Here is a 19878-nt window from a genome sequence, read left to right as displayed (position 1 = left end):
CGCTGACGCGACTAGACTCGCGGGATGAGTACTCCGTTGGACAGCCCCGATCAGGGCGGCGTGACAACGCTTGATCGCGAACTGGAAGAGCTTCTCCGCGAAGAGAATCTCGAGCCGGGCGACCACGAGCGTTTCTCGCATTACGTGAAGAAGGACAAGATCCTCGAGTCCGCGATCACCGGCAAGCCGGTGCGCGCGCTGTGCGGCAAGAAGTGGACCCCGGGTCGCGACCCGGAGAAGTTCCCGATCTGCCCCACGTGCAAGGAGATCTACGAGTCGATGGTCGGCTGACCTTCGACTCGCTGGGGACCCGAGGGGGTCTACTGCGCGTCGATGCTCTTCGACTCGTCGCTGCGCTCCTCGCTCAGTGAGCAGTCGGCCTCAGATGTTGTCGATGAAGACCGTCGGGATCGCGGGATCGGACTTGCTGAGCGCGAGGGCGCGCACCGGCAGTTCTTCGCGCACCTTGAGGTGGTGCGCCCGAGCGGATGCGGTCCCCTCGACGCCTTCGTAGGACTGGTCGATCTCACCGGACTCGACGAAGCTCACCTGCAGGGCCCGGCCCTCAGGATGCTCGGCCGCCGAGTCGAGTTCCTCGAAGCCGTCCGAGACGACCACTGTCTCTGCGACCGCGACGCCGTCGGCGAGGGTGCGGAAGGCGGCCTTGCGACCGCCGTGCGAGGCCTTGTCGGCGGATGCCTTCGCCACGCCGATCCACGCGCCTCCGGCATCCTGCCGGGCGACGAGCTTGTAGACCATGCTCGCGGTCGGATAGCCCGAGCCGGTGACGACCGAGGTTCCGACGCCGTACGCGTCCACAGGCGACGCCGCGAGGGCCGCGATCGCGTACTCGTCGAGGTCGCTCGTCACCGTGATCCTGGTGCCGGTCGCACCGAGCTCGTCGAGCTGGGTGCGGACCTCGGCCGCGACGATCGGCAGGTCGCCGGAGTCGATGCGCACGCCGCCGAGCGAGGTGCCGGCGACGCGGATCGCGGTCTCCACGCCGGTGCGGATGTCGTAGGTGTCGACGAGCAGCGTCGTGTCGGTGCCGAGGCTGTCGATCTGCGCGCGGAAGGCGTCTTCTTCGCTGTCGTGCAGGAGCGTCCACGAGTGCGCCGCCGTCCCCATCGTGGGTATGCCCCAGCGGCGCCCGGCTTCGAGGTTGCTCGTCGCGCTGAAACCTGCGATGTACGCCGCTCGTGCCGCGGCGACCGCGGAGTATTCAGCTGCTCGGCGCGAGCCCATCTCGGCCAGGGGTCGCTCGCCGGCCGCGATGCTCATCCGAGCTGCAGCCGTGGCGACGGCGGAGTCGTGATTCAGGATGCTCAGCGCGAGCGTCTCGAGTACGACGGCGTCGGCGAACGTGCCTTCGACGGTGAGGATGGGGGAGCCGGGGAAGTAGAGCTCACCTTCCCGATAGCCGCGGATCGAACCGGTGAAGCGATAGCTCTCGAGGTAGGCGAGGGAATCCGCATCCACCATGTTCTCGTCGCGCAGGTATCGCAACTCGTCCTCGCCGAAGTGGAAGTCGCGCAGCAGCGAAAGCAGACGACCGGTACCCGCGACGACGCCGAAACGTCGACCACCGGAGAGCCGGCGGGAGAACAGCTCGAACACGCTGGGCCGCGATGCGGTGCCGTCGCGGAGAGCCGCGGCCAGCATGGTGAGTTCGTAGCGGTCGGTGAGAAGCGCCGTCGACGTCGTCATGAGCACAGCCTACTGAGTCGGCCCGCTCGCCTTGCTGAGCCGGCCGACGGGCCGTCGCGGGTAGGGTGGGTAGTCATGAACGACGCCCCGATCGGAATCTTCGACTCCGGTGTCGGCGGGCTGACGGTGGCGAGGGCCATCCGCGCCCAGCTGCCCCGTGAGTCGTTCGTCTACATCGGCGACACGGCGCATTCGCCTTATGGCCCGAAGCCGATCGCCGACGTCCGGAGGTACTCGCTCGAGGTTCTCGACACGCTCGTCGATCAGGGTGTGAAGATGCTCGTGATCGCGTGCAACACGGCATCCGCCGCGATGCTCCGCGACGCGCGCGAGCGCTACGACGTGCCCGTCGTCGAGGTGATCGGCCCCGCGGTGCGCCGGGCCGTGTCGACCACGCGAAACGGACGCGTCGGCGTGATCGGGACGGTCGGCACGATCGGCTCCCGTGCCTATCAGGACATGCTCGAGGTGAACGAGCGGCTCGAAGTCTTCACGGCCGCATGCCCGCGCTTCGTCGAGTTCGTCGAGGCGGGGATCACGGGCACGCCGGAGGTCCTCGCAGTGGCCGAGGAGTATCTGTCGCCGCTGAGGGACGCGGGCGTCGACACGCTCGTGCTCGGATGCACGCACTACCCGTTCCTGCGCGGTGCCATCAGCTACGTGATGGGAGAGGGCGTGACCCTCGTCTCCAGCGACGACGAGACGGCGGGCGACGTGTACCGCCAGCTCGTCCGCGCCGACCAGCTCGCCTCTCCCGATGCGACAGCGTCATACGTGTACGAGGCGACGGGTGATTCGACGATCGAGTTCACCGCCCTCGCCAATCGCCTGATGGGGCACGAGGTGCGCGATGTGCAACTCGTGCAGACCGGTGTCATCGACCTGCCGGCGTCCGTCATCGACTCGCTCTGATCCACCCAACAGAAGGAAATCCATGTCTTCCATCGTCCGCGCCGACGGCCGCGCCACCGACCAGCTCCGCGAGATCACGATCGAGCGCGGCTGGAGCGCGCAGGCCGAAGGCTCCGCGCTGATCAGCTTCGGCGGCACGAAGGTGCTGTGCACGGCATCGTTCACCAACGGCGTGCCTCGGTGGCTGACCGGCAAGGGCAAGGGCTGGGTCACGGCCGAGTACGCGATGCTGCCCCGTGCCACGAACAGCCGCAACGACCGCGAGAGCGTGAAGGGGCGCATCGGCGGTCGCACGCACGAGATCTCCCGTCTGATCGGCCGCGCACTGCGCGCCGTCGTCGACACCAAGGCCCTCGGCGAGAACACGATCGTCATCGACTGCGACGTGCTGCAGGCCGATGGCGGAACCCGCACTGCAGCGATCACCGGCGCCTACGTCGCCCTGGCCGACGCGATCGAGTGGGGGCGCACGAAGAAGTTCATCGGCAAGAACTCCACGCCGCTGCTCGACTCGGTCGCCGCGGTGTCGGTCGGCATCATCGACGGCGAGCCCATGCTCGATCTGGCATACGTCGAGGATGTGCGCGCAGAGACCGACATGAACATCGTCGTCACGGGACGCGGGCTGTTCGTCGAGGTGCAGGGCACCGCCGAGGGCGCACCTTTCGACAAGCGGGAGTTGGATGCGCTTCTCGACCTGGGTGTGGCCGGCTGCGCCGACCTGAAGGACCTGCAGCTGAACGCTCTCGCCCCCTCGACAGGCTCAGGGACCCAGGCGTGAAGGTCGTCCTCGCCACGCACAATCCGCACAAGGTCGCGGAGTTCCAGCAGATCGTCGCGAAGACCCGTCCCGACCTCGAAGTCGTCGGCTACGACGGTCCCGAGCCGGTCGAGGACGGCGTGACCTTCGCCGAGAACGCGCTCATCAAGGCGCGTGCGGCGGCGGCGCACACGGGGCTCGCGGCGCTGGCCGACGACTCCGGCATCTGCGTCGACGTGCTCGGCGGATCGCCCGGCGTGTTCTCTGCGTACTGGGCGGGGCAGAAGAAGGATGCGGCGGCGAACCTCGAGCTGCTGCTCGACCAGCTGCGCGACATCGCCGACCCGCACCGCACGGCGCACTTCAACTCGACGATCGCGCTGGTGACCCCCGACGGCGACGAGCACGTCGTCGTCGGGAACTGGCCCGGCCGTCTCGCGCACGCAGCATCGGGCGGCGGCGGATTCGGCTACGACCCCGTCTTCATCCCCGACGGACAGCCCGCGGGCGAGGAGCGTACAGTGGGCGACTTCACGGCGGAGGAGAAGCAGTCTCAGTCGCACCGTGCACGCGCGTTCGCCGAGCTCGTTCCGCTGCTGACGAGGCTCTAGCGGTAGTGAGAATCGTTACCCTTCCCGACTAGGGGAAACGGCGCTCGCCCGGCCTCATCCCGGGTTAGCGTGGGGGTATGCACGATCACGCACCCGCAGCAGGCGGCATCCGCTCGGCTGGCCATCGACGCCTGCTGACGATCTCGCTGTGCCTCACGGCGACCATCATGGTCGTGCAGGTGGTGGGTGCCGTCCTCACCGGGTCGCTGGCGCTGCTGGCCGACGCCGCGCACATGTTCACCGACGCCTCCGCTCTCGTGATCGCCCTGATCGCGGCAGCCGTGGCCGCACGTCCTGCCGACGATCGGCGCACCTTCGGCTACCAGCGTGCCGAAGTGTTCGGAGCGCTCATCAACGCCGTCATCCTCATCGCCCTCGCCGGCTGGGTCGGCGTGGAGGCAGTGCTGCGACTCATCAACCCGGGCGAGACCGAGGTCGCGGGCGGGCTGATGCTCGTCGTCGCGGTGGTCGGGCTCGTCGCCAACGGCATCTCGATGTGGCTGCTCAGCCGCGCGCAGCGCACGAGCATCAACGTGCGAGGCGCGTACCTCGAGGTGATGGGCGACCTGATCGGCTCCGCGACGGTGATCATCGCGGCGATCGTGATCGTGACGACCGGATGGATGCCGGCGGACGCCATCGCCTCGATGCTCATCGCCGTGATGATCATCCCGCGGGCGATCTCACTGCTGCGCGAGGTGTTCTCGGTGCTCGCCGAGTCCGCCCCCAAAGGCACGGCCGTGAGCGAGATCCGCCAGCACCTGCTCGGATACGACGGCGTGGTCGGCGTGCACGATGTGCACGTGTGGCAGCTCACCCGGGGAGCACCGGTGTTCACGGCGCACGTCCGCGTCGCCCCGGAGCTGTTCGAGGGTGGGCGCTCCGCGAAACTGCTGAGCGACATGCAGTCGTGCCTCGCCGAGCATTTCGACGTCGAGCATTCGACGTTCCAGATCGAGCCTGCCGAGCAGTCCGACTGCGAGCCGCACCACGCCTAGGAGTCGATCGCGACGTCTTCCGGCGTCTTGTCGGGCCGCAGCCCCCGCCAGCGGGAGTGCCGAAGGATGCCGTCGGGGGTCCAGTTCGCGAACTCGACCTCACCGACCAGTTCGGGTCGCACCCACAGTGCGTCCGAGGCGTCGAGCGCCGGCACGCCCTGCAGCGGCGGCTCGCCCACTCGCAGCGGCGAGAGCTGTGCGAGCAGATCGCGCAGCATCCGATCGGTGAAACCCGTGCCCACTCTGCCGACGTAGCGCAGGCCGTCAGGGGAGGGGACGGCGAGGAGCAGCGAGCCGATCGTGCCCTCCCGATCGCCCTTCCCCGGTCGGATGCCGACGATCACCGCCTCCTGCATGCGGGTGTGCTTGAGCTTGAGCCACGCGGGCGAGCGCTGCCCGGGCCGATAACGGGAGGAGCGGTCTTTCACGACGACGCCTTCGAGGCCGAACTGCCCGCTGGCCGCGAGGGCCGCATCGACGTCGTCGAACACCGGCGGGGCCTGGATCGGGGCGTCGAGGTCGGCCGTCAGCTCGTCGAGGAGCGAGCGGCGCTGCTCGAGGGGCAGATCGGTGAGGTCGTGCCCGTTCAGCCGGAGCAGGTCGAACACGACGTACGCGATGGGCGTGCGCACGACCTCCCGCTCGATCTCGCGGGGCCGCGTCAGGTGCATGCGGTTCTGCAGACGCGAGAAGCTGGGCCGCCCGCTGTCGTCGAAGGCGACGATCTCGCCGTCGATGACCGCGTCGGACGCCGGCAGATGCGGTGCGCCGTCGGCCGTGAGCTCCGGATAACGTGCGGTGATATCGGTGCCGCTGCGCGCGTGCAGGAGCATCCGTCCGTCGGTCCAGGTGCCGATCGCGCGGATGCCGTCCCATTTCACCTCGACCCAGGGATCCGGGTTGAGGGACTTCGCGAGGGCGGCCGTGCCGTTCTCAGCGAGCATGGGGCGCAACGTCGGCTCGGTCGCGGGCGAAGCCGGTGCGGAGGCCCGTGCGTGCGGCCGGCCGTGCGGACGAGAATCGCTCTGCTTCATGCGATGAAGCAGCCACGACGACTTCTCGCCGGCGCCTTCGGTGCGGATCAGGGCGAGGCGGACACTGCCGAGGGGGCCGCCCTCGTTTCCCGTGAACGTGCCGATCACCTCGTCGTCGCGCCATTTCTCCAACTCGACGGTGCCGGTGTCCCACACGGTCATCACGCCGGCGCCGTACTCGCCCGCGGGGATCGTGCCCGCGAAGGTCAGGTACTCCATCGGGTGCGGTTCGGTCATCACGGCGAGATGATTGCGTCCGCTGGTCTCGGGCACGCCCTTGGGAACCGCCCAGCTCACGAGGACGCCGCGGTCCTCGATGCGCAGGTCGTAGTGCAGGCGACGGGCGTGATGCTCCTGGATGACGAAGCGCCGGGTCTCGCCCCCGGCTGCCGGGGCGGCTCGCGCAGGCATCGGCTCGGGCGTGCGGTCGGCGTCTCTCTTGCTGCGATAGGAATCGAGCAGCTCGTCGTCGCGCGGATGCAGGGCGGAGATCGGATCGATGCCGGCTGCCATCCGCTCGAGCACCTCGTCCATCGAGAGTTGGCGGAGCTCCGGATCGTCGAGTTCGTCCCAGGTGCGGGGGGCCGCGACCCAGGGATGCGCACGGCCCCGCAGCGAGTAGGGGGAGATCGTCGTCTTCTTCCCGTTGTTCTGGCTCCAGTCGAGGAACACCTTGCCGCCGCGCTGCACCTTCGCCATGACGCTGGTGGCGAGATCGGGATGGTCGGCTTCGATCATCCGGGCGAGCTCTTTCACGACGGAGGAGATCTGTTCGCTCGTCTGAGCGCCAGGAAGAGCCGCGTACAGGTGAATGCCCTTGCTGCCACTCGTCACCGGAACCGGATCGAGCCCCATGCCGGTCAGGATGCCGCGGGCGATCCTCGCCACCTCGGCGCACTGCACGAGACCCACGCCGGGACCCGGGTCGAGGTCGAGCACGAGCCGGTCGGGATTTCCCGGCAGGCCGTCAGGGCCGAAGCGCCACTGCGGGACGTGCAGTTCGATCGCGGCGATCTGCGCGAGCCACACGAGCGTGGGCACGTCGTCGACGAGCGGGTACTCCTTGGGGCCGTCGGAGTGCATGATCTGCTGACGAGGCACCCAGGTCGGCGCACCTCGCTCGAGCTGTTTGGTGAAGAACGCCTCGGCCGGTGCATCCGCTGTGCCCACGCCGTCGACCCAGCGCTTGCGGGTCACCGGCCGCCCAGCGAGCAGGGGGAGCAGAAGCGGTGCGATCTGCGAGTAGTACCCGATGATCTCGCCCTTGGTGGTGCCCGTCTCGGGGTAGACGACCTTCTCGAGATTGGTCACGCGCAGGCGTCGCCCTGCCACCTGCACCACCTGACCGTCTGCGACCATGACCACAGCGTAGTCAAGGGGCTGGTCGTGACGGGTGTGACTGGTGTCTACTGGTGTGATGAGAACGATCTGGAAGGGCGCGCTGACCTTCGGTCTCGTGAACGTGCCGGTGAAGGTGTACTCCGCCACCGAGGATCACGACGTGCCGCTGCATCAGGTGCACGAGAAGGACGGCGGACGCATCCGCTATCAGCGCACCTGCGAAGTGTGCGGCGAGACGGTGGCCTACGCCGACATCGACCGCGCCTACGTCGACGAGGAGCAGACCGTCGTCCTCACGAAAGACGACCTCGCCTCGCTCCCCGCCGAGAAGAGCCGAGAGATCGACGTCGTCGAGTTCGTCCCCAGCGACCAGGTCGACCTGCTGACCCTCGACAAGCCGTACTACCTCGAGCCTGATTCGAAGTCGCCCAAGGCGTACGTGCTGCTTCGCAAGACGCTCGAGCAGACCGACCGCACCGCCATCGTGCGGTTCACCCTGCGGCAGAAGACCCGGTTGGCCGCGCTCCGCGTTCGCGGCAAGGTGCTCGTGCTGCAGACCCTGCTGTGGGCCGACGAGGTGCGCGAGGCCGAGTTCCCCGTGCTCGACGAAGACGTCAAGATCTCGAAGAAGGAACTCGAGCTGTCGTCGTCTCTCGTCGACAGCTATTCGAGCGACTTCGACCCGGAGGAGTTCGTCGACGAGTATCAGAAGGAGCTGCGCACCCTCATCGACGCCAAGATCGAGGCGGGCGACACCTTCGACGCGTCCGAGACGTTCGCCGAGGCGGATGCCGGTGCCGAGGGCGGAGAGGTCATCGACCTCATGGAGGCCCTGCGTGCCAGCGTCGCGCGTTCGAAGGAAGCGCGTTCGGCCGGCGGAGCATCGGACGAGGAGCCCAAGAAGCGCGCGGGCAAGAAGAAGGCGGGTTGATCGGCGGCTCGCGCTGCCGATCAGACGTCAGTTCTTGTCGTCGCCATCGAGGTCGAGAGCGAGAGCCTCGGCTTCAGCGGCGTCGGTGACGACGTCTTCGCCGGCGGCCAGCGCCTTCTTCGCCTTGTAGCGCTCGGAGAGGTAGTGCCAGAGGGTGACCAGAGCCGTGCCGCCGACGGCGGCGAGCAGGATCAGGTCGATGTACTCCTTGACGAACCACGCGACCGGCGGGATGAAGCCGATGACGTAGCCGAACATGGTCAGCCCGAAGCCCCAGAGGATGGCGCCGATCAGGTTGTACAGCGTGTACTTGCGCCAGGGCATGTGGCCCACGCCTGCGGCGACCGGGGCGAAGGTGCGCACGATCGGCACGAAGCGCGCGAGGATGACGGTGATGCCGCCGAAGCGCTCGAAGAACGCGTTCGTGCGTTCGACGTTCTTCCTGCTGAACAGCCCTGATTCCTTGCGCTCGAACACGGCGGGGCCGCCCTTGTGGCCGATCAGGTAGCCGACCTCTCCGCCGACGAAGGCCGAGAGTCCGATCAGCAGCGCCACGAGCCAGACGTTGATACCGAAGACGCCGTGCTCCGAGTTTCCGATCGGATGAGAGAGCAGGCCCGAGATCACGAGCAGCGTGTCGCCCGGGAGCAGGAAGCCGATGAGCAGGCCGGTCTCGGCGAAGACGATGAAGCACACCACCAGAAGAGCCCACGGGCCGGCCCCCGCGATGATCGTCTCCGGGTCGAGCCAGGGGATGAGGGCGGTCGGTGCGTGCAACATGGATTCGAGCACTGGAGGATTCCCGTCGGTCGTACGTGGTCGGCGGTGTGTGAGAGGGATGCAGACGCATCGCTCGTGCGGAAGGTGGGACTTGAACCCACACGCCCTAGGGCACAGGAACCTAAATCCTGCGTGTCTGCCAATTTCACCACTCCCGCGCGGTGGATTCAGTCTACTGATCGGCGGATCGCGGATTCCTGGGGATCAGCCTGCAGTCGGCAGCATGAGATCGATGATTTCTGTGATCGAGCGTCCGACGGCGATGCGGAAGCAGCCGAGACCGTCGTCACCCGTCACCTGTGCGGTGAGGGGACCGGTGACCGCCCAGCGGACGGGGCCGGTCCGAGAGCCGGACATGGCATGGAGTTCGGGAGCCGGGTGAGCCTCGAACTCGGGGAAGCGGGGGAGGCCGAGGGATGCTCGGACTTCGGCGGCGAGGGCCGCGATGATCCAGCACTCGCCGAACGCCGTCGGGCGCAGCGAGGCGACGGGGGCTCCGCCGCCCCGGAACACCAGAGTCATGGTGTCGGAACGCTGCACTGACCAGAGCTCGTCACGGAACTCGAAGCGGCACACGGTGTCGGCGTGCAGATCGACGACGGCGCCGAGACCGGTCGCGGCCCGCACGAACTCGGGAGACAGGTACCGGTCGTCGCTCTCGCGTTCCCGCCGCCGCAGCTCCCGCTCGCGCCGCTCTCGGGCGAGGGGCGCGTACTCGCGTTCGAGGTCGTATCTGTCCGGCGGAGCGCCGGCCCGCAGCCGTGCGTACAGCCACTCCGGGTCGATCTGCACGAAGTAGCGGAAGAGAACATCGATCTCGGTGGTCACAGGGATGTCGTCGACGAGCATGCGCACTCCGTGGTCGACCGACCACACGGCGGCGGTCCGGTCACCGACGACGGCCACCCACGACCATCCGGATGCTCGGATCTCGGGGGAGGCCCGATCGAGCACGGCGCTCAGCGGGGTTCCCTCGGCGACGAAGATCTCGTGGGCGTGCGACTGCACGTCGTCGCCCATCGCGACGCTGTCTCGGTCGACGTGGATGCGGATCGGGCTGGTCATCGCCTCGATGGTATCCGGGCTGTGGATAACTTCCGAGGCCGGTTCGCGATTCTTGCGAAGATGCTCGGGTGAGTCATCCGTCCATCGTGGTCGCCGAGCGCGTGCGGCTGCGGTTGCGTGCCGAAGGCACCGATCCCTCCGTGGATGCCGACGCAGCACGGCACGTCGCGCTCGCCGAGGTGCGCCGCTTCAACGACGCGGCGCTCTCACGGGGCGAGGCGACGATCGACGACGAGATCGGCTGCGTGCGAGATGTGCTCGCCGCGGTGAGCGGCTTCGGGGTGCTGCAGCCGCTGCTCGATGACCCGACCATCGAAGAGGTGTGGCTGAACGGTCCCGATCGCATCCATATCGCCCGCGGCGGTGTGGCCCAGCGCATCGATCTGCGGATGACGGATGCGATGCTGCGCGACCTCGTCGAACGGATGCTGCAGACGACCGGCCGGCGGGTCGACATCAGCCAGCCGTTCGTCGACGCCTCGCTGCCCGACGGATCGCGACTGCACGTCGCGATCGCCGACGTCGTGCGGGGTTCGTGGGCCGTGAACATCCGCAAGTTCCTGCCGATGTACCGCACGCTCGATGCACTGACGGTGCAAGGGGCGATGCCCGAGGCGCTGGCCACCACGCTTCGGAGGGCGATGCGCGAAGGGCGCAGCGTGATCGTCTCAGGAGCAACGCACGCCGGAAAGACGACCGTTCTGGGAGCACTGCTGCACGCCTGCGCCGATCAGCAGCGCATCATCACTGTGGAGGAGACGTTCGAGCTGGCTGTCGACGGCCCCGACCTCGTCGCGCTGCAGGGGCGTCAGGCCAGCATCGAGGGGACCGGCGAGATCACTCTGCGGCGATTGGTGAAAGAAGCGCTGCGTATGCGGCCCGACCGTCTCGTCGTCGGGGAGGTGCGCGATGCCGAGGCGCTCGACCTCGTGCTCGCGTTGAACACCGGCGTGCCCGGCGCCGCGACCGTGCACGCGAACACGGCCTCTGAAGCGCTCGACAAGCTCGCGCTCCTACCGCTCCTCGCCGGACGGAACATCGATCGCGCCTTCATCGCTCCGGCCCTCGCCTCATCGGTCGATCTCGTCGTCCACTGCGGCCGGGATTCCGACGGCACTCGACGCGTGTACGAAGTGATCGCCCCCACCGGCGAGGTCGTGGACGGCCAGATCATCACGAGGCCCGTCTATCTGTACGACGACGCTCTCACCCGGGGCGACCTCCGGCGCCTGGAGGTGGGGTGATGACCGCTCTCCTCGGCGCGATGTTCGCGGCCGGCATCCTCCTGTGCCTGTCGCCGTGGCTCTGGCCCCATCGCGAGCGCGCTGCCGCGGCGGCACCTCGCGGACACCTGGTCAGACTCATCGAGGAGGCGGGTCTTCCATCCGTCGCTCCTCGCGGGGTCGTGGTCGTGATCGTCGCGGTGGCGCTCGCCGCCGCATCCGTCGTGTGGCTGCTGACAGGACTCCCGACGCTCGCCGTCCTCGCCGGACTCGCAGGTGCGTGGACGCCCGTGCTGTACCTGCGTTCGAGGCGGCTGCGGCTGCGCAAGGCGCGGAGGCAGCTGTGGCCCGATGTATGCGACCTGCTGATCGCATCGATCCGCGTCGGGCTGTCGCTGCCCGACGCCGTCGCCGGCCTGGCGGAATCCGCGCCGTCGACGCTGCGGCCCGCCTTCGTGGTCTTCGCGCGTGATCTGCACTCGACGGGGCGTTTCGACACCAGCCTCGACCGCCTCAAGACCACCCTCGCCGACCCGATCGCCGACCGCATCATCGAGACGCTGCGGATGGCACGACAGGTCGGCGGAACCGAGCTGACCAGCGTGCTGCGCGCGCTTTCCTCCTCGGTGCGAGCCGATGCAGCGCTACGCGGCGAGGTCGAGGCGCGACAGTCGTGGATACGTGGCGCCGCGGTGCTCGGAGCCGTCGCGCCCTGGGTGATCCTGGGGCTGCTGGTGATGAGGCCCGAGGGGGCGGACGCCTACGGCACGCCCGAGGGTGTACTGGTCATCTGCATCGGAGCGGCGGTCTCGGTGATCGCATACCGGGTGATGATCCGGATCGGGCGGCTGGCAGAACCCGGGCGGTGGTTCGGATGACCGGGATCACCCATCTCGCCCTCGCACTGCTGGTCGGAGGCGCCTTCGCCGGGGGAGTGCTGAGCATTCTCGCGGCTCTTCCGCGATGGCGCGCTGTCTCGTTGCCGACGCGCATCGCTCCCTATGTGCGTGACGTGGTCGATGACGCGCACCTCCCGGCATCCGCTCTTCCCCGCGTCGGCGCGCTTCCGATCACCGGACGGACGCTGTGGCAGCGGTCGAAGGACGCGTTCGAACGGATGCTGGGCGGTGGGGACGCGCTGAGGCATCGGCTGTCGCAGGCCGGGGCGACCATGGATGCCGCCGGGTTCCGCGGCAGGCAGCTCGGCTGGGCGCTCGCCGGGATCGGGGCGGGAGCCGTGCTTCTCGTCGTCCTCGTGCTCGCAGGGCGGATGTCGGCCCCGGTGGCGCTGCTTCCGCTCCTGTCCGGCGCGGCGGTCGCAGTCGGCTACGACATGCAGCTCACGGCGAGAGCGAAGGCGCGGCGCATGCGCCTGACCGACGAGTTGCCCACCACACTCGAGTTCCTCGCCCTGTGCCTCTCGGCGGGTGAGGGCTTCCTCGACGCCCTGCGACGGGTCTCGGCCATCGGGTCAGGCGAACTGACTGCGGAGCTGCGTCAGGTGGTGCTCGCGGTAGGAACCGGCTCCGGCCTTGCCGATGCGCTGTCGGAGATGGCGTCGCGCCTGCAGCTGCCCGGCCTGTCGCGCGCGGTCGACCAGGTCATCGCGGCGCTCGAGCACGGAGCGCCGCTGGCCGGCGTGCTGCACGCCCAGGCGGGAGATGCGCGAGAGGACGCCAAGCGCACGCTGATCGAGCAGGCCGGACGCAAGGAGATCCTCATGCTCCTTCCTCTCGTGTTCCTCATCCTGCCGCTCTCGGTCCTGTTCGCGATCTGGCCAGGGCTCTTCATCCTGCGACTCGGCATCGGCTGAGCGCACCACGAAAGGACGACCATGACGACACTCGGACGCTGGTGGAACCGCACCGCCGATTGGATGGGGGACCTCGCCGAGGACGACACGGGCGACGTGCCGGGCTGGGTTCTCGTGACGTTGATGACGGCCGGGTTGGTGGTGGTGATCTGGGCCGTCGCCGGGCCGGCGCTCAGCGCTCTGTTCCAGCAGGCCATCGAACGGGTCTCCGGGCTCTGAGGCTCATGAACCTGCGTCGAGAACTCGCGGACGAGCGGGGCTCCAGCCCGGTGGAGTTCGTGCTCGTCGGTACGCTGCTCACTCTGTTGACGCTCGCGGTGCTGCAACTCGCTCTGGCCACCTACGTGCGCAACGTGGTTCACGACGCCGCGGTCGAGGGAGCCTATTACGCAGCTCTCGCAGACACGACTCCCGAAGAGGGGGCGGAGCGGACGCGGCTGGCCATTACCAGGGCGGTGGGCGCGTCGTATGCGGAGGACGTCGCGGTGAGCACGGCGGATGCGGGCGGCCAGCAGGTCATCGAGATGCGCGTGCGGACCACCCTCCCGATCATCGGGCTCATCGGACTTCCCTATGCGTTGGAGGTGGAAGCGCATGCGCCGATGGAATCGCTGGGTGACGGATGACGAGGGATCGGCCGCGCTCGAGTTCATCACCGTCGGACTGATCCTGCTCGTCCCGCTGGTGTACCTGATCGCGGCTCTCGGGGTCATCCAGGAGCAGACCCTCGGCGTCGAAGCGGCGGCACGGCACACCGCGCGCGTGATCTCCTTGGCGCCCGACGCGGATGCCGCCGTCGCGCGCAGCGAACAGGTGCTCGCGGGCATCGTCGAGGAGTACGGTCTCGACGCGGATGCCGTCGACGTCAGTCTGTCGTGCGTCCCCGCGGCGTCGGGGTGCCCGACGGCCGGAGCCACGGTCACCGTCACGGTGCTGACCCGCGTGTCGCTTCCCCTGATGCCCTCGCTCTTCGGACTCGATCGCTCGACCGCGATCCCCGTCGAGGCATCTGCCGTGCAGAAGATCTCGCGCCTGTGGGGAGGAGGGTGACGATGCGGAGGATGACGTCGAGACGCGATGCGGATGACGAGGGCAGCGTGCTGCTGCTCGCGCTCGGCTACGCGCTTCTCGCGATCGCCGTGATCTTCGTGTGCGTGTGCGCGACCGACCTGTACATCACGCAGAAGCGGCTCGACTCCCTCGCAGACTCGGCAGCGCTCGCCGGGGCCGACGGCTTCACGTTCTCGATCGACGCTGCCGCACCCCATGCAGAACTCACCGATGACGGCGTGCTCGAGCAGGCGGAGGCGCTGCTCGCCGCCACTCCCACCGACGCCGTCCTCGTCAGCGCGGGGACACCCGACGGAGTCTCGGCTCGGGTGACGGTGGCGGGCGTGTGGCATCCACCGCTGCTGAGTCCGTTCGTACCCGAGGGGGTCCCTCTGGAGTCGACCGGGACCAGCCGCACCGCGCTCCAGTGAGTCAGCCCGTCGCGCGGGCCCGAAGCACGTCGAGCAGCGAGCGCACCCGCCGCTCGAACCCCTCGGGCACATCAGCCGGCAGGCCGTCGATCGGCCACCACCGCACGTCCTCCGACTCCTCGCTCACCGTCAGCGCGGCGGCGGTCGGCACGATGACCGCCACGCCGATGTCGAGGTGAGAGGCGCACCGGCCGAAGGCCGACGACAGGGCGTGGTGGTCGAGGTCGTAGAGGAACGGGTTCGAGACGGATGCCGTGACGCCCGTCTCCTCACGGAGCTCACGCAGCGCGGCATCCGCTATCGAGGCGTCATCGTCCTCGAGATGACCGCCGGGCTGCACCCAGAACCGGCCCTTGCGGTGGAAGACGAGCAGCGTGCGGGCGAGCGTCGGATCGAAGACGAACGCCGACGCGGTCGCGTGGCTCGGGCCGTCATCGCGCCGCACCGGGCCGAAGTCGTCGGGAAAATGCGTGGCGAAGTCTGCTCGCGCAGCGTCGTCGCGAGGGGAGCGCGGAGCGAACGCGCTGACGAGCTGCCGGACGTCAGCCGCCAGCGTCATGTTTCGGTGCCCTTGTTCCGCGGCACGAACATCGGGATCCAGCGCAGGAACCCGGCTGCTCCTGCCACACCGAGCACGCCCATGGTTGCTGCGGCCACCGGCAGCGAGGCGACGGCGACGATGGCCGAGATCAGCAGCGGGGCGATCGCGCCACCGGCATCCGTCAGCGTCCGCCACGACCCGAGGAAGGCCGCCGGCTCGCTCTTGGGAGCCACGTCGGCGCCGAGCGTGAGCAGGATGCCGCTGGACAGGCCGTTGCCCACGCCGAGGACCGCCGCGAACATCCCGAACCACAACACCGAGTCGTCAAGGTCGTGCGTGAACGACAGCGCGAGGAACCCCGCGCCCATCAGCACCATGGCGGGCATCGCTGCCCAGAGCCGTCCGAAGCGGTCCATCACCTGGCCGCTCGCATAGAACAAGGCGAAGTCGATCGCGCCGGAGACGCCGACCACGAGCGCGATCGTCGAGGCATCCAGACCGAGAGAGATTCCCCACAGCGGAAGCAGCACCTGACGAGCGCTGCGCACCGCCGACAGCGACGCGGCGGCGAGACCGAGTCGGCCCAGAACCGAGCGCTGCAGCCACATGGTCCGCAGGACGCCGGCGCGCTCGATCGTCGGAATCGATCCGCTGACCGCCTCGCCCGAGTCCTCGGCCTGCAGCGCGGGCGCTGCGACCGGGATCGTCTTCTCCGGATCCGGTCCGAACAGCACCAACGCCACCATCACGACCAGGCAGCCGAGGAAGAACCAGAACGCCGCCGCCTCCGAACCGAACAGGTGCAGCAGCCCCGCCGCGATGAACGGGCCGACGAAGACGCCGAGGCGGAAGCTCCCGCCGAGCAGAGACAGCGCTCTGGCGCGGAAATCGAGGGGCACACGGGTCGTCATGAAAGCGTGCCGGGCGAGGCCGAAGGCCGCAGCGCAGAATCCCAGGAGGAAGACGGATGCCGCGAGCACTCCCGGCGACGCGGCGAACACCATGGCGACTCCCGCGACGATCGCGACCACGCCGGCGATCACCATCGTGAAGCGCTCCCCGAGCCGCGAGACGGCCCACCCCGCAGGCAGGTTGCCGCACAGCTGACCGACCACGAGAGCTGCGGAGATGAGGGCCGCGAGAGCGATGTCGGCGCCCATGCGCGAAGCCACGACGGGGATCAGGGGGATGACCGCACCCTCGCCGAGCGAGAACAGGATGGTCGGCAGGTACACCATGGGCCCGAACTTCTTCAGGACCACCGATGCACTGCTCATCACTGCGACTCTACTCGGCAGAGTAGGCTAAGGAAGCCATGCTCGAACTCGATCTCTCCGCCGACATCCAGGCCCTGCGACTCACCTACGGTGACATCCGCGAGGTCATCGATGTCGAGACGCTCCGTTCCGATATCGCCCGACTGAGTGAAGAGGCCGGTGCCCCAGATCTCTGGGATGACACCGAGCGGGCGCAGAAGGTGACCAGCGCGCTGAGCCACCGGCAGTCGGCACTCGCGCGGGTCACGGCCATCGGAAGCCGTCTCGACGACCTCGAGGTCCTCGTCGAACTCGCCAACGAGATGGGCGACGAGGAGTCGGCGACCGAAGCACGTGCCGAGCTCGCCGCTCTCACCGACATCATCAGCCAGCTCGAGGTGCAGACGCTGCTCGACGGCGAATACGACGAGCGCAGCGCGATCATCACGATCCGTTCGGGCGCCGGAGGCGACGACGCCACCGACTTCGCCGAGATGCTCATGCGCATGTACCTGCGCTGGGCTGAGCGCCACAAGTACCCGGTGAAGGTCATGGACACGTCGTACGCCGAAGGCGCCGGCATCAAGTCGGCCACGTTCGAGATCGACGCCCCTTATGCGTTCGGGACCATCTCGGTCGAGGCGGGCACGCACCGCCTCGCGCGCATCAGCCCCTTCGGCTCAGCCGACAAGCGTCAGACCTCGTTCGCCGCGGTCGAGGTCATCCCGCTCATGGAGGAGGCGACCGAGGTCGACATCCCCGAGAGCGACATCCGCGTCGACGTGTTCCGCTCCTCTGGCCCTGGCGGCCAGTCGGTCAACACGACCGACTCTGCCGTGCGCCTCACGCACCTTCCGACCGGCATCGTCGTGTCGATGCAGAACGAGAAGTCGCAGATCCAGAACCGTGCGGCGGCCATGCGCGTGCTGCAGACCCGCCTCCTGCTGCTGCAGAAGGAACAGGAAGCTGCGAAGAAGAAGGAGCTCGCCGGCAACATCACGGCGAGCTGGGGCGACCAGATGCGCTCGTACTTCCTCTACGGACAGCAGCTCGTCAAAGACCTGCGCACCGGGCACGAGTCCGGCAACCCGATGGCCGTCTTCGACGGCGACCTCGACGGCTTCATCTCGGCCGGCATCCGCTGGCGCAAGCGCAAAGAAGAGGACTGATCGGCTCCTCAGCGGGCCGTGCCGGCCAGCGTGCCGGTGACGTCGTCGATGCTGTAGAGGATGCATTGGACGGTGCGATCGTCCCAGCGACTCCACGAAGATTTCGTCGGCTGATAGGTGTAGAAGTCGAGTTCGGAATCGTCGTAGTCAAGCCCGACATAGCGCTCGAACTCGGCCAGGCAGCCTGACCACGCCGTCTCCTCCAGCGACTCGTCGCCGGGGAATTCGCCGTCCTCGACGTCGAAGATGAAGAAGACCTCGTCGGTGTGCGGAGTGTCGCAGGGCACGACGGGCAGCTCATAGATCATGTCGTCGCCGTAGTCGATGAGCGGGATGCAATCGCCCACCTCGAGATCGGCGAACGCGGTCATCTCGGCCCCTTCGATCTCGCCGGGGTCCGTCGGCACGGTCTCCTTCGAGTCGTCGTCGAGTGTCGAGCCGCCTTCTGCGCTGGAACCGCCGGCGTCGGGAGACACCGACGTGACCGGAGCGGTGAAGGAGATCAGCGCGACGGCGGTCGCGAGCACGGCTCCGAGGCCTGTGGCGCCGAGGGCGACGACACCCGGCCATTTGGCGCTGCGCAGGAACAGCGAGGCGATCGACAGCACGAAGCCTGCACCGAGTGCGACCCAGCCGGCGGCGGCGATCGGCGGGATGCAGGAGAGCACGATGCCGAGCCCGACGATGCACAGTCCGATGACGCCGAGTACAGGGAACCTCGGCGTCGGTCGCACAGAGGGAGAGAAGGGCTGAGCGTACCCCGGATGCGCCGGTACGGCTGCGGCGACGTCTGCGCCCGGAGTCGTCGCACCGATCGCCATCACGTAAGGCGGCGCGAACGGGGCGGCATCGGCGGCGGGAGCGACCGGTGCGGCCGCTCCCGCCGGAGCGATGTCTGCCGGCTGAGCGGATGCCGCGGCCTCCGCCTGCGCGTAGAAGTGCTCGGTCCACTGCGAACCGTCCCACCAGCGCTGACGGCCGGAGCCGTCGTCGTACCACCCAGCCGGCGCGTTCATCTCTGCGTCACTGTGCGAGCATGCAGGTCGAGATGTTGTCGGCGAACACCTCGGCGAAGGCGGACGCCGCGTTCACATCGTCGAAGACGCCGGTTCCCTCGGCGATCTTGCGAAGCGTCGCATCGTCGACGTCCGAGTCCACGAAGGCCTGCGCGAAGCAGGTGACCTGCGCGTCGGTGTACGAGTCGCTGCTGCCGGTGGATTCTTCGATCACTGCACGCAGACCGACCTTGAGTTCATCGACGGTCGGGCGGCCCAGTGCCGCGTCAGGGTCTTCGGCGGAGTCGGTCGGCTCGTCGCTCGGAGTGTCCTCGGCGCTGCTCGACGGCGGCGATGACGGCAGGTCGTCGATCGCGCTGTTGATGGCCATGGCGGCGAAGAAGACGATCGCGACGATGAATGCGATGACGATGCCGATCACACCCACGATGAGTCCGGTGATTCCCGGCCACTTGCGGCCCTTCAGGAACAGCGAGACCACGGAGATCACGAGCCCCGCGAGCAGCACGACCCAGCCGATCACCATCACGGGCGTGACGGGGATGCAGGAGAGGATGACGCCGAGGACGGCCAGACCGAGGCCGACCAGACCCAGGATCGAGATCGACGCCGGCGCGCTGGGGGCCGTGCCATAAGGAGCGGCGCCCGCCGCAGCATAGCCGGGCGCTCCGCCCTGCGAACCGGGGGCTGCAGCAGGATACGCGGGTGCCTGGGGCACGCCGGCGTACGTCGGAGCGGCCTCGGGGTAGCCCGCCGAGGGCGCGTAGCCCGGTGCCGGTGCGGCATATGGGGGAAGCCCGCCGGTCACCGGCGGAGTCTGCTCACCGGCGCCCGGTGCTTCGAACTGCTGAGTGGGCTGCTCGGCGGGGGCGTCGAACGGGATCGTCGGCTGCTCCTGAGCGGGCGCCCACGCGTCGGTAGCCGGCTGCTCACCGTACGACAGGTTCTCGGGCACCGGAGGGACTTCGGGGACCTCGGAGGCTGCAACCGGGGCGGCGTCTTCGGAAGGCACGGAGGGGGCGGCCTCGATGACCCGCTCTTCGGCGGGCGCGAACGGGTTCGACTCGGCGGTCTCGACGGAAGGCGTCTCGGCGGCAGGGGCCTCGGGCTCGGCGACCGGTGCGAAATGCTCCGTCCACTGGGTGCCGTCCCACCAGCGCTGTCGGCCGGACCCGTCGTCGTACCAGCCAGCAGGTGTCGTCATGATGTGCATCCCCCTCGGAATCGGTCCCCGCGCGAT

At 68.5% G+C, this 19878-nt stretch carries 22 protein-coding genes and 1 tRNA gene; 14 read left to right on the top strand and 9 right to left on the bottom strand.

Annotation, left to right across the window (positions count from 1 at the left end):
- Positions 1 to 24: 24 nt before the first annotated feature.
- Positions 25 to 291 (top strand): DUF3039 domain-containing protein, encoded by a 267-nt coding sequence (locus QFZ53_RS15765; RefSeq protein WP_045256059.1) that lies wholly within the window; start codon positions 25 to 27, stop codon positions 289 to 291.
- A gap of 90 nt (positions 292 to 381) precedes the next feature.
- Here the strand turns inward: QFZ53_RS15765 and QFZ53_RS15760 are convergent, their stop codons facing one another.
- Positions 382 to 1707 (bottom strand): nicotinate phosphoribosyltransferase, encoded by a 1326-nt coding sequence (locus QFZ53_RS15760; RefSeq protein ID WP_307298065.1) that lies wholly within the window; start codon positions 1705 to 1707, stop codon positions 382 to 384.
- A 75-nt stretch (positions 1708 to 1782) separates the two neighbouring features.
- Here QFZ53_RS15760 and murI point away from each other — a divergent pair, with 75 nt between their 5' ends.
- The 4 genes from murI to QFZ53_RS15740 all read left to right on the top strand — a co-directional run bounded on the left by murI (position 1783) and on the right by QFZ53_RS15740 (position 4988).
- Positions 1783 to 2619, top strand: a complete 837-nt coding sequence (gene murI, locus QFZ53_RS15755) for a glutamate racemase (RefSeq protein ID WP_292909235.1) — start codon at positions 1783 to 1785, stop codon at positions 2617 to 2619.
- Positions 2620 to 2641: 22 nt separating this feature from the next.
- The gene (gene rph / locus QFZ53_RS15750; protein ID WP_292909237.1) at positions 2642 to 3400 is read left to right on the top strand and encodes a ribonuclease PH; all 759 of its coding nucleotides are present in this window, start codon (positions 2642 to 2644) and stop codon (positions 3398 to 3400) included.
- Positions 3397 to 3990 carry an RdgB/HAM1 family non-canonical purine NTP pyrophosphatase gene (gene rdgB / locus QFZ53_RS15745; protein ID WP_307298063.1) on the top strand — a complete coding sequence of 198 codons (594 nt, stop codon included), beginning with the start codon at positions 3397 to 3399 and terminating at the stop codon, positions 3988 to 3990. Before rph ends, rdgB begins: the two co-directional genes overlap by 4 nt.
- A gap of 77 nt (positions 3991 to 4067) precedes the next feature.
- Positions 4068 to 4988 carry a cation diffusion facilitator family transporter gene (locus QFZ53_RS15740; RefSeq protein ID WP_292909241.1) on the top strand — a complete coding sequence of 307 codons (921 nt, stop codon included), beginning with the start codon at positions 4068 to 4070 and terminating at the stop codon, positions 4986 to 4988.
- On the opposite strand, the gene QFZ53_RS15735 is transcribed toward QFZ53_RS15740, so the two are convergent.
- Positions 4985 to 7381, bottom strand: a complete 2397-nt coding sequence (locus QFZ53_RS15735; protein WP_307298059.1) for an ATP-dependent DNA ligase — start codon at positions 7379 to 7381, stop codon at positions 4985 to 4987. The genes QFZ53_RS15740 and QFZ53_RS15735 overlap by 4 nt on opposite strands.
- A 58-nt stretch (positions 7382 to 7439) precedes the next feature.
- Here QFZ53_RS15735 and ku point away from each other — a divergent pair, with 58 nt between their 5' ends.
- Positions 7440 to 8294, top strand: coding sequence for a non-homologous end joining protein Ku (ku, locus tag QFZ53_RS15730; RefSeq protein WP_292909245.1), 855 nt, complete (start codon positions 7440 to 7442; stop codon positions 8292 to 8294).
- A 27-nt stretch (positions 8295 to 8321) separates the two neighbouring features.
- Here ku and QFZ53_RS15725 read toward each other — a convergent pair whose 3' ends face one another.
- From QFZ53_RS15725 to QFZ53_RS15715, 3 genes are all read right to left on the bottom strand, one after another.
- Positions 8322 to 9074, bottom strand: a complete 753-nt coding sequence (locus QFZ53_RS15725; protein ID WP_292909247.1) for a DedA family protein — start codon at positions 9072 to 9074, stop codon at positions 8322 to 8324.
- A 76-nt stretch (positions 9075 to 9150) separates the two neighbouring features.
- Positions 9151 to 9232, bottom strand: a tRNA-Leu gene (locus tag QFZ53_RS15720).
- 46 nt (positions 9233 to 9278) lie between these two features.
- On the bottom strand, positions 9279 to 10139 hold the full coding sequence (locus tag QFZ53_RS15715) for a hypothetical protein (RefSeq protein ID WP_307298057.1): 861 nt from the start codon (positions 10137 to 10139) through the stop codon (positions 9279 to 9281).
- A gap of 68 nt (positions 10140 to 10207) precedes the next feature.
- Here QFZ53_RS15715 and QFZ53_RS15710 point away from each other — a divergent pair, with 68 nt between their 5' ends.
- From QFZ53_RS15710 to QFZ53_RS15680, 7 genes are read left to right on the top strand one after another with little or no spacing between them, the layout of a single operon-like run.
- Entirely contained in the window at positions 10208 to 11383 is a 1176-nt protein-coding gene (locus QFZ53_RS15710) for a CpaF family protein (RefSeq protein WP_307298056.1), read from the top strand.
- The gene (locus QFZ53_RS15705; RefSeq protein ID WP_307298054.1) at positions 11383 to 12240 is read left to right on the top strand and encodes a type II secretion system F family protein; all 858 of its coding nucleotides are present in this window, start codon (positions 11383 to 11385) and stop codon (positions 12238 to 12240) included. The genes QFZ53_RS15710 and QFZ53_RS15705 overlap by 1 nt, the downstream gene beginning before the upstream one ends.
- Positions 12237 to 13175: a type II secretion system F family protein gene (locus tag QFZ53_RS15700; RefSeq protein WP_307298053.1), complete on the top strand. Its 939-nt coding sequence runs from the start codon at positions 12237 to 12239 to the stop codon at positions 13173 to 13175. Before QFZ53_RS15705 ends, QFZ53_RS15700 begins: the two co-directional genes overlap by 4 nt.
- Before the next feature lie 21 nt (positions 13176 to 13196).
- Positions 13197 to 13394 carry a hypothetical protein gene (locus QFZ53_RS15695; protein ID WP_292909257.1) on the top strand — a complete coding sequence of 66 codons (198 nt, stop codon included), beginning with the start codon at positions 13197 to 13199 and terminating at the stop codon, positions 13392 to 13394.
- A gap of 5 nt (positions 13395 to 13399) precedes the next feature.
- Positions 13400 to 13801: a TadE/TadG family type IV pilus assembly protein gene (locus QFZ53_RS15690; RefSeq protein ID WP_307298050.1), complete on the top strand. Its 402-nt coding sequence runs from the start codon at positions 13400 to 13402 to the stop codon at positions 13799 to 13801.
- Positions 13770 to 14225, top strand: coding sequence for a TadE family protein (locus QFZ53_RS15685; protein ID WP_307298049.1), 456 nt, complete (start codon positions 13770 to 13772; stop codon positions 14223 to 14225). The genes QFZ53_RS15690 and QFZ53_RS15685 overlap by 32 nt, the downstream gene beginning before the upstream one ends.
- Positions 14226 to 14236: 11 nt before the next feature.
- Entirely contained in the window at positions 14237 to 14656 is a 420-nt protein-coding gene (locus tag QFZ53_RS15680) for a pilus assembly protein TadG-related protein (RefSeq protein WP_307298048.1), read from the top strand.
- Position 14657: 1 nt separating this feature from the next.
- On the opposite strand, the gene QFZ53_RS15675 is transcribed toward QFZ53_RS15680, so the two are convergent.
- Positions 14658 to 15215, bottom strand: coding sequence for an NUDIX hydrolase (locus tag QFZ53_RS15675; protein WP_307298046.1), 558 nt, complete (start codon positions 15213 to 15215; stop codon positions 14658 to 14660).
- A complete protein-coding gene (locus QFZ53_RS15670; protein WP_307298044.1) occupies positions 15212 to 16474 on the bottom strand; it encodes an MFS transporter in 1263 nt (420 codons plus the stop codon). Before QFZ53_RS15670 ends, QFZ53_RS15675 begins: the two co-directional genes overlap by 4 nt.
- A 38-nt stretch (positions 16475 to 16512) precedes the next feature.
- Here QFZ53_RS15670 and prfB point away from each other — a divergent pair, with 38 nt between their 5' ends.
- Positions 16513 to 17622 (top strand): peptide chain release factor 2, encoded by a 1110-nt coding sequence (gene prfB, locus QFZ53_RS15665; RefSeq protein WP_292909267.1) that lies wholly within the window; start codon positions 16513 to 16515, stop codon positions 17620 to 17622.
- An 8-nt stretch (positions 17623 to 17630) separates the two neighbouring features.
- Here the strand turns inward: prfB and QFZ53_RS15660 are convergent, their stop codons facing one another.
- Positions 17631 to 18638, bottom strand: a complete 1008-nt coding sequence (locus tag QFZ53_RS15660) for a DUF2510 domain-containing protein (protein ID WP_307298041.1) — start codon at positions 18636 to 18638, stop codon at positions 17631 to 17633.
- 7 nt (positions 18639 to 18645) lie between these two features.
- Positions 18646 to 19842: a DUF2510 domain-containing protein gene (locus tag QFZ53_RS15655; protein WP_307298039.1), complete on the bottom strand. Its 1197-nt coding sequence runs from the start codon at positions 19840 to 19842 to the stop codon at positions 18646 to 18648.
- Positions 19843 to 19878: the final 36 nt, after the last annotated feature.

The sequence above is a fragment of the Microbacterium natoriense genome, from assembly GCF_030816295.1.
Classification (GTDB): Bacteria; Actinomycetota; Actinomycetes; order Actinomycetales; family Microbacteriaceae; genus Microbacterium; species Microbacterium natoriense_A.
This window is presented reverse-complemented; position numbering and strand designations above follow the sequence as displayed.

Excerpts from the sequence above, each read along its gene's own strand:
- QFZ53_RS15765 (WP_045256059.1), top strand. The coding sequence starts at position 25 with ATGAGTACTCCGTTGGACAGCCCCGATCAGGGCGGCGTGACAACGCTT.
- QFZ53_RS15760 (WP_307298065.1), bottom strand. The coding sequence starts at position 1,707 with ATGACGACGTCGACGGCGCTTCTCACCGACCGCTACGAACTCACCATG.
- murI (WP_292909235.1), top strand. The coding sequence starts at position 1,783 with ATGAACGACGCCCCGATCGGAATCTTCGACTCCGGTGTCGGCGGGCTG.
- rph (WP_292909237.1), top strand. The coding sequence starts at position 2,642 with ATGTCTTCCATCGTCCGCGCCGACGGCCGCGCCACCGACCAGCTCCGC.
- QFZ53_RS15740 (WP_292909241.1), top strand. The coding sequence starts at position 4,068 with ATGCACGATCACGCACCCGCAGCAGGCGGCATCCGCTCGGCTGGCCAT.
- QFZ53_RS15735 (WP_307298059.1), bottom strand. The coding sequence starts at position 7,381 with ATGGTCGCAGACGGTCAGGTGGTGCAGGTGGCAGGGCGACGCCTGCGC.
- ku (WP_292909245.1), top strand. The coding sequence starts at position 7,440 with ATGAGAACGATCTGGAAGGGCGCGCTGACCTTCGGTCTCGTGAACGTG.
- QFZ53_RS15725 (WP_292909247.1), bottom strand. The coding sequence starts at position 9,074 with ATGTTGCACGCACCGACCGCCCTCATCCCCTGGCTCGACCCGGAGACG.
- QFZ53_RS15715 (WP_307298057.1), bottom strand. The coding sequence starts at position 10,139 with ATGACCAGCCCGATCCGCATCCACGTCGACCGAGACAGCGTCGCGATG.
- QFZ53_RS15705 (WP_307298054.1), top strand. The coding sequence starts at position 11,383 with ATGACCGCTCTCCTCGGCGCGATGTTCGCGGCCGGCATCCTCCTGTGC.
- QFZ53_RS15700 (WP_307298053.1), top strand. The coding sequence starts at position 12,237 with ATGACCGGGATCACCCATCTCGCCCTCGCACTGCTGGTCGGAGGCGCC.
- QFZ53_RS15695 (WP_292909257.1), top strand. The coding sequence starts at position 13,197 with ATGACGACACTCGGACGCTGGTGGAACCGCACCGCCGATTGGATGGGG.
- QFZ53_RS15690 (WP_307298050.1), top strand. The coding sequence starts at position 13,400 with ATGAACCTGCGTCGAGAACTCGCGGACGAGCGGGGCTCCAGCCCGGTG.
- QFZ53_RS15685 (WP_307298049.1), top strand. The coding sequence starts at position 13,770 with ATGCGCCGATGGAATCGCTGGGTGACGGATGACGAGGGATCGGCCGCG.
- QFZ53_RS15680 (WP_307298048.1), top strand. The coding sequence starts at position 14,237 with ATGACGTCGAGACGCGATGCGGATGACGAGGGCAGCGTGCTGCTGCTC.
- QFZ53_RS15675 (WP_307298046.1), bottom strand. The coding sequence starts at position 15,215 with ATGACGCTGGCGGCTGACGTCCGGCAGCTCGTCAGCGCGTTCGCTCCG.
- QFZ53_RS15670 (WP_307298044.1), bottom strand. The coding sequence starts at position 16,474 with ATGAGCAGTGCATCGGTGGTCCTGAAGAAGTTCGGGCCCATGGTGTAC.
- prfB (WP_292909267.1), top strand. The coding sequence starts at position 16,513 with ATGCTCGAACTCGATCTCTCCGCCGACATCCAGGCCCTGCGACTCACC.
- QFZ53_RS15660 (WP_307298041.1), bottom strand. The coding sequence starts at position 18,638 with ATGAACGCGCCGGCTGGGTGGTACGACGACGGCTCCGGCCGTCAGCGC.
- QFZ53_RS15655 (WP_307298039.1), bottom strand. The coding sequence starts at position 19,842 with ATGACGACACCTGCTGGCTGGTACGACGACGGGTCCGGCCGACAGCGC.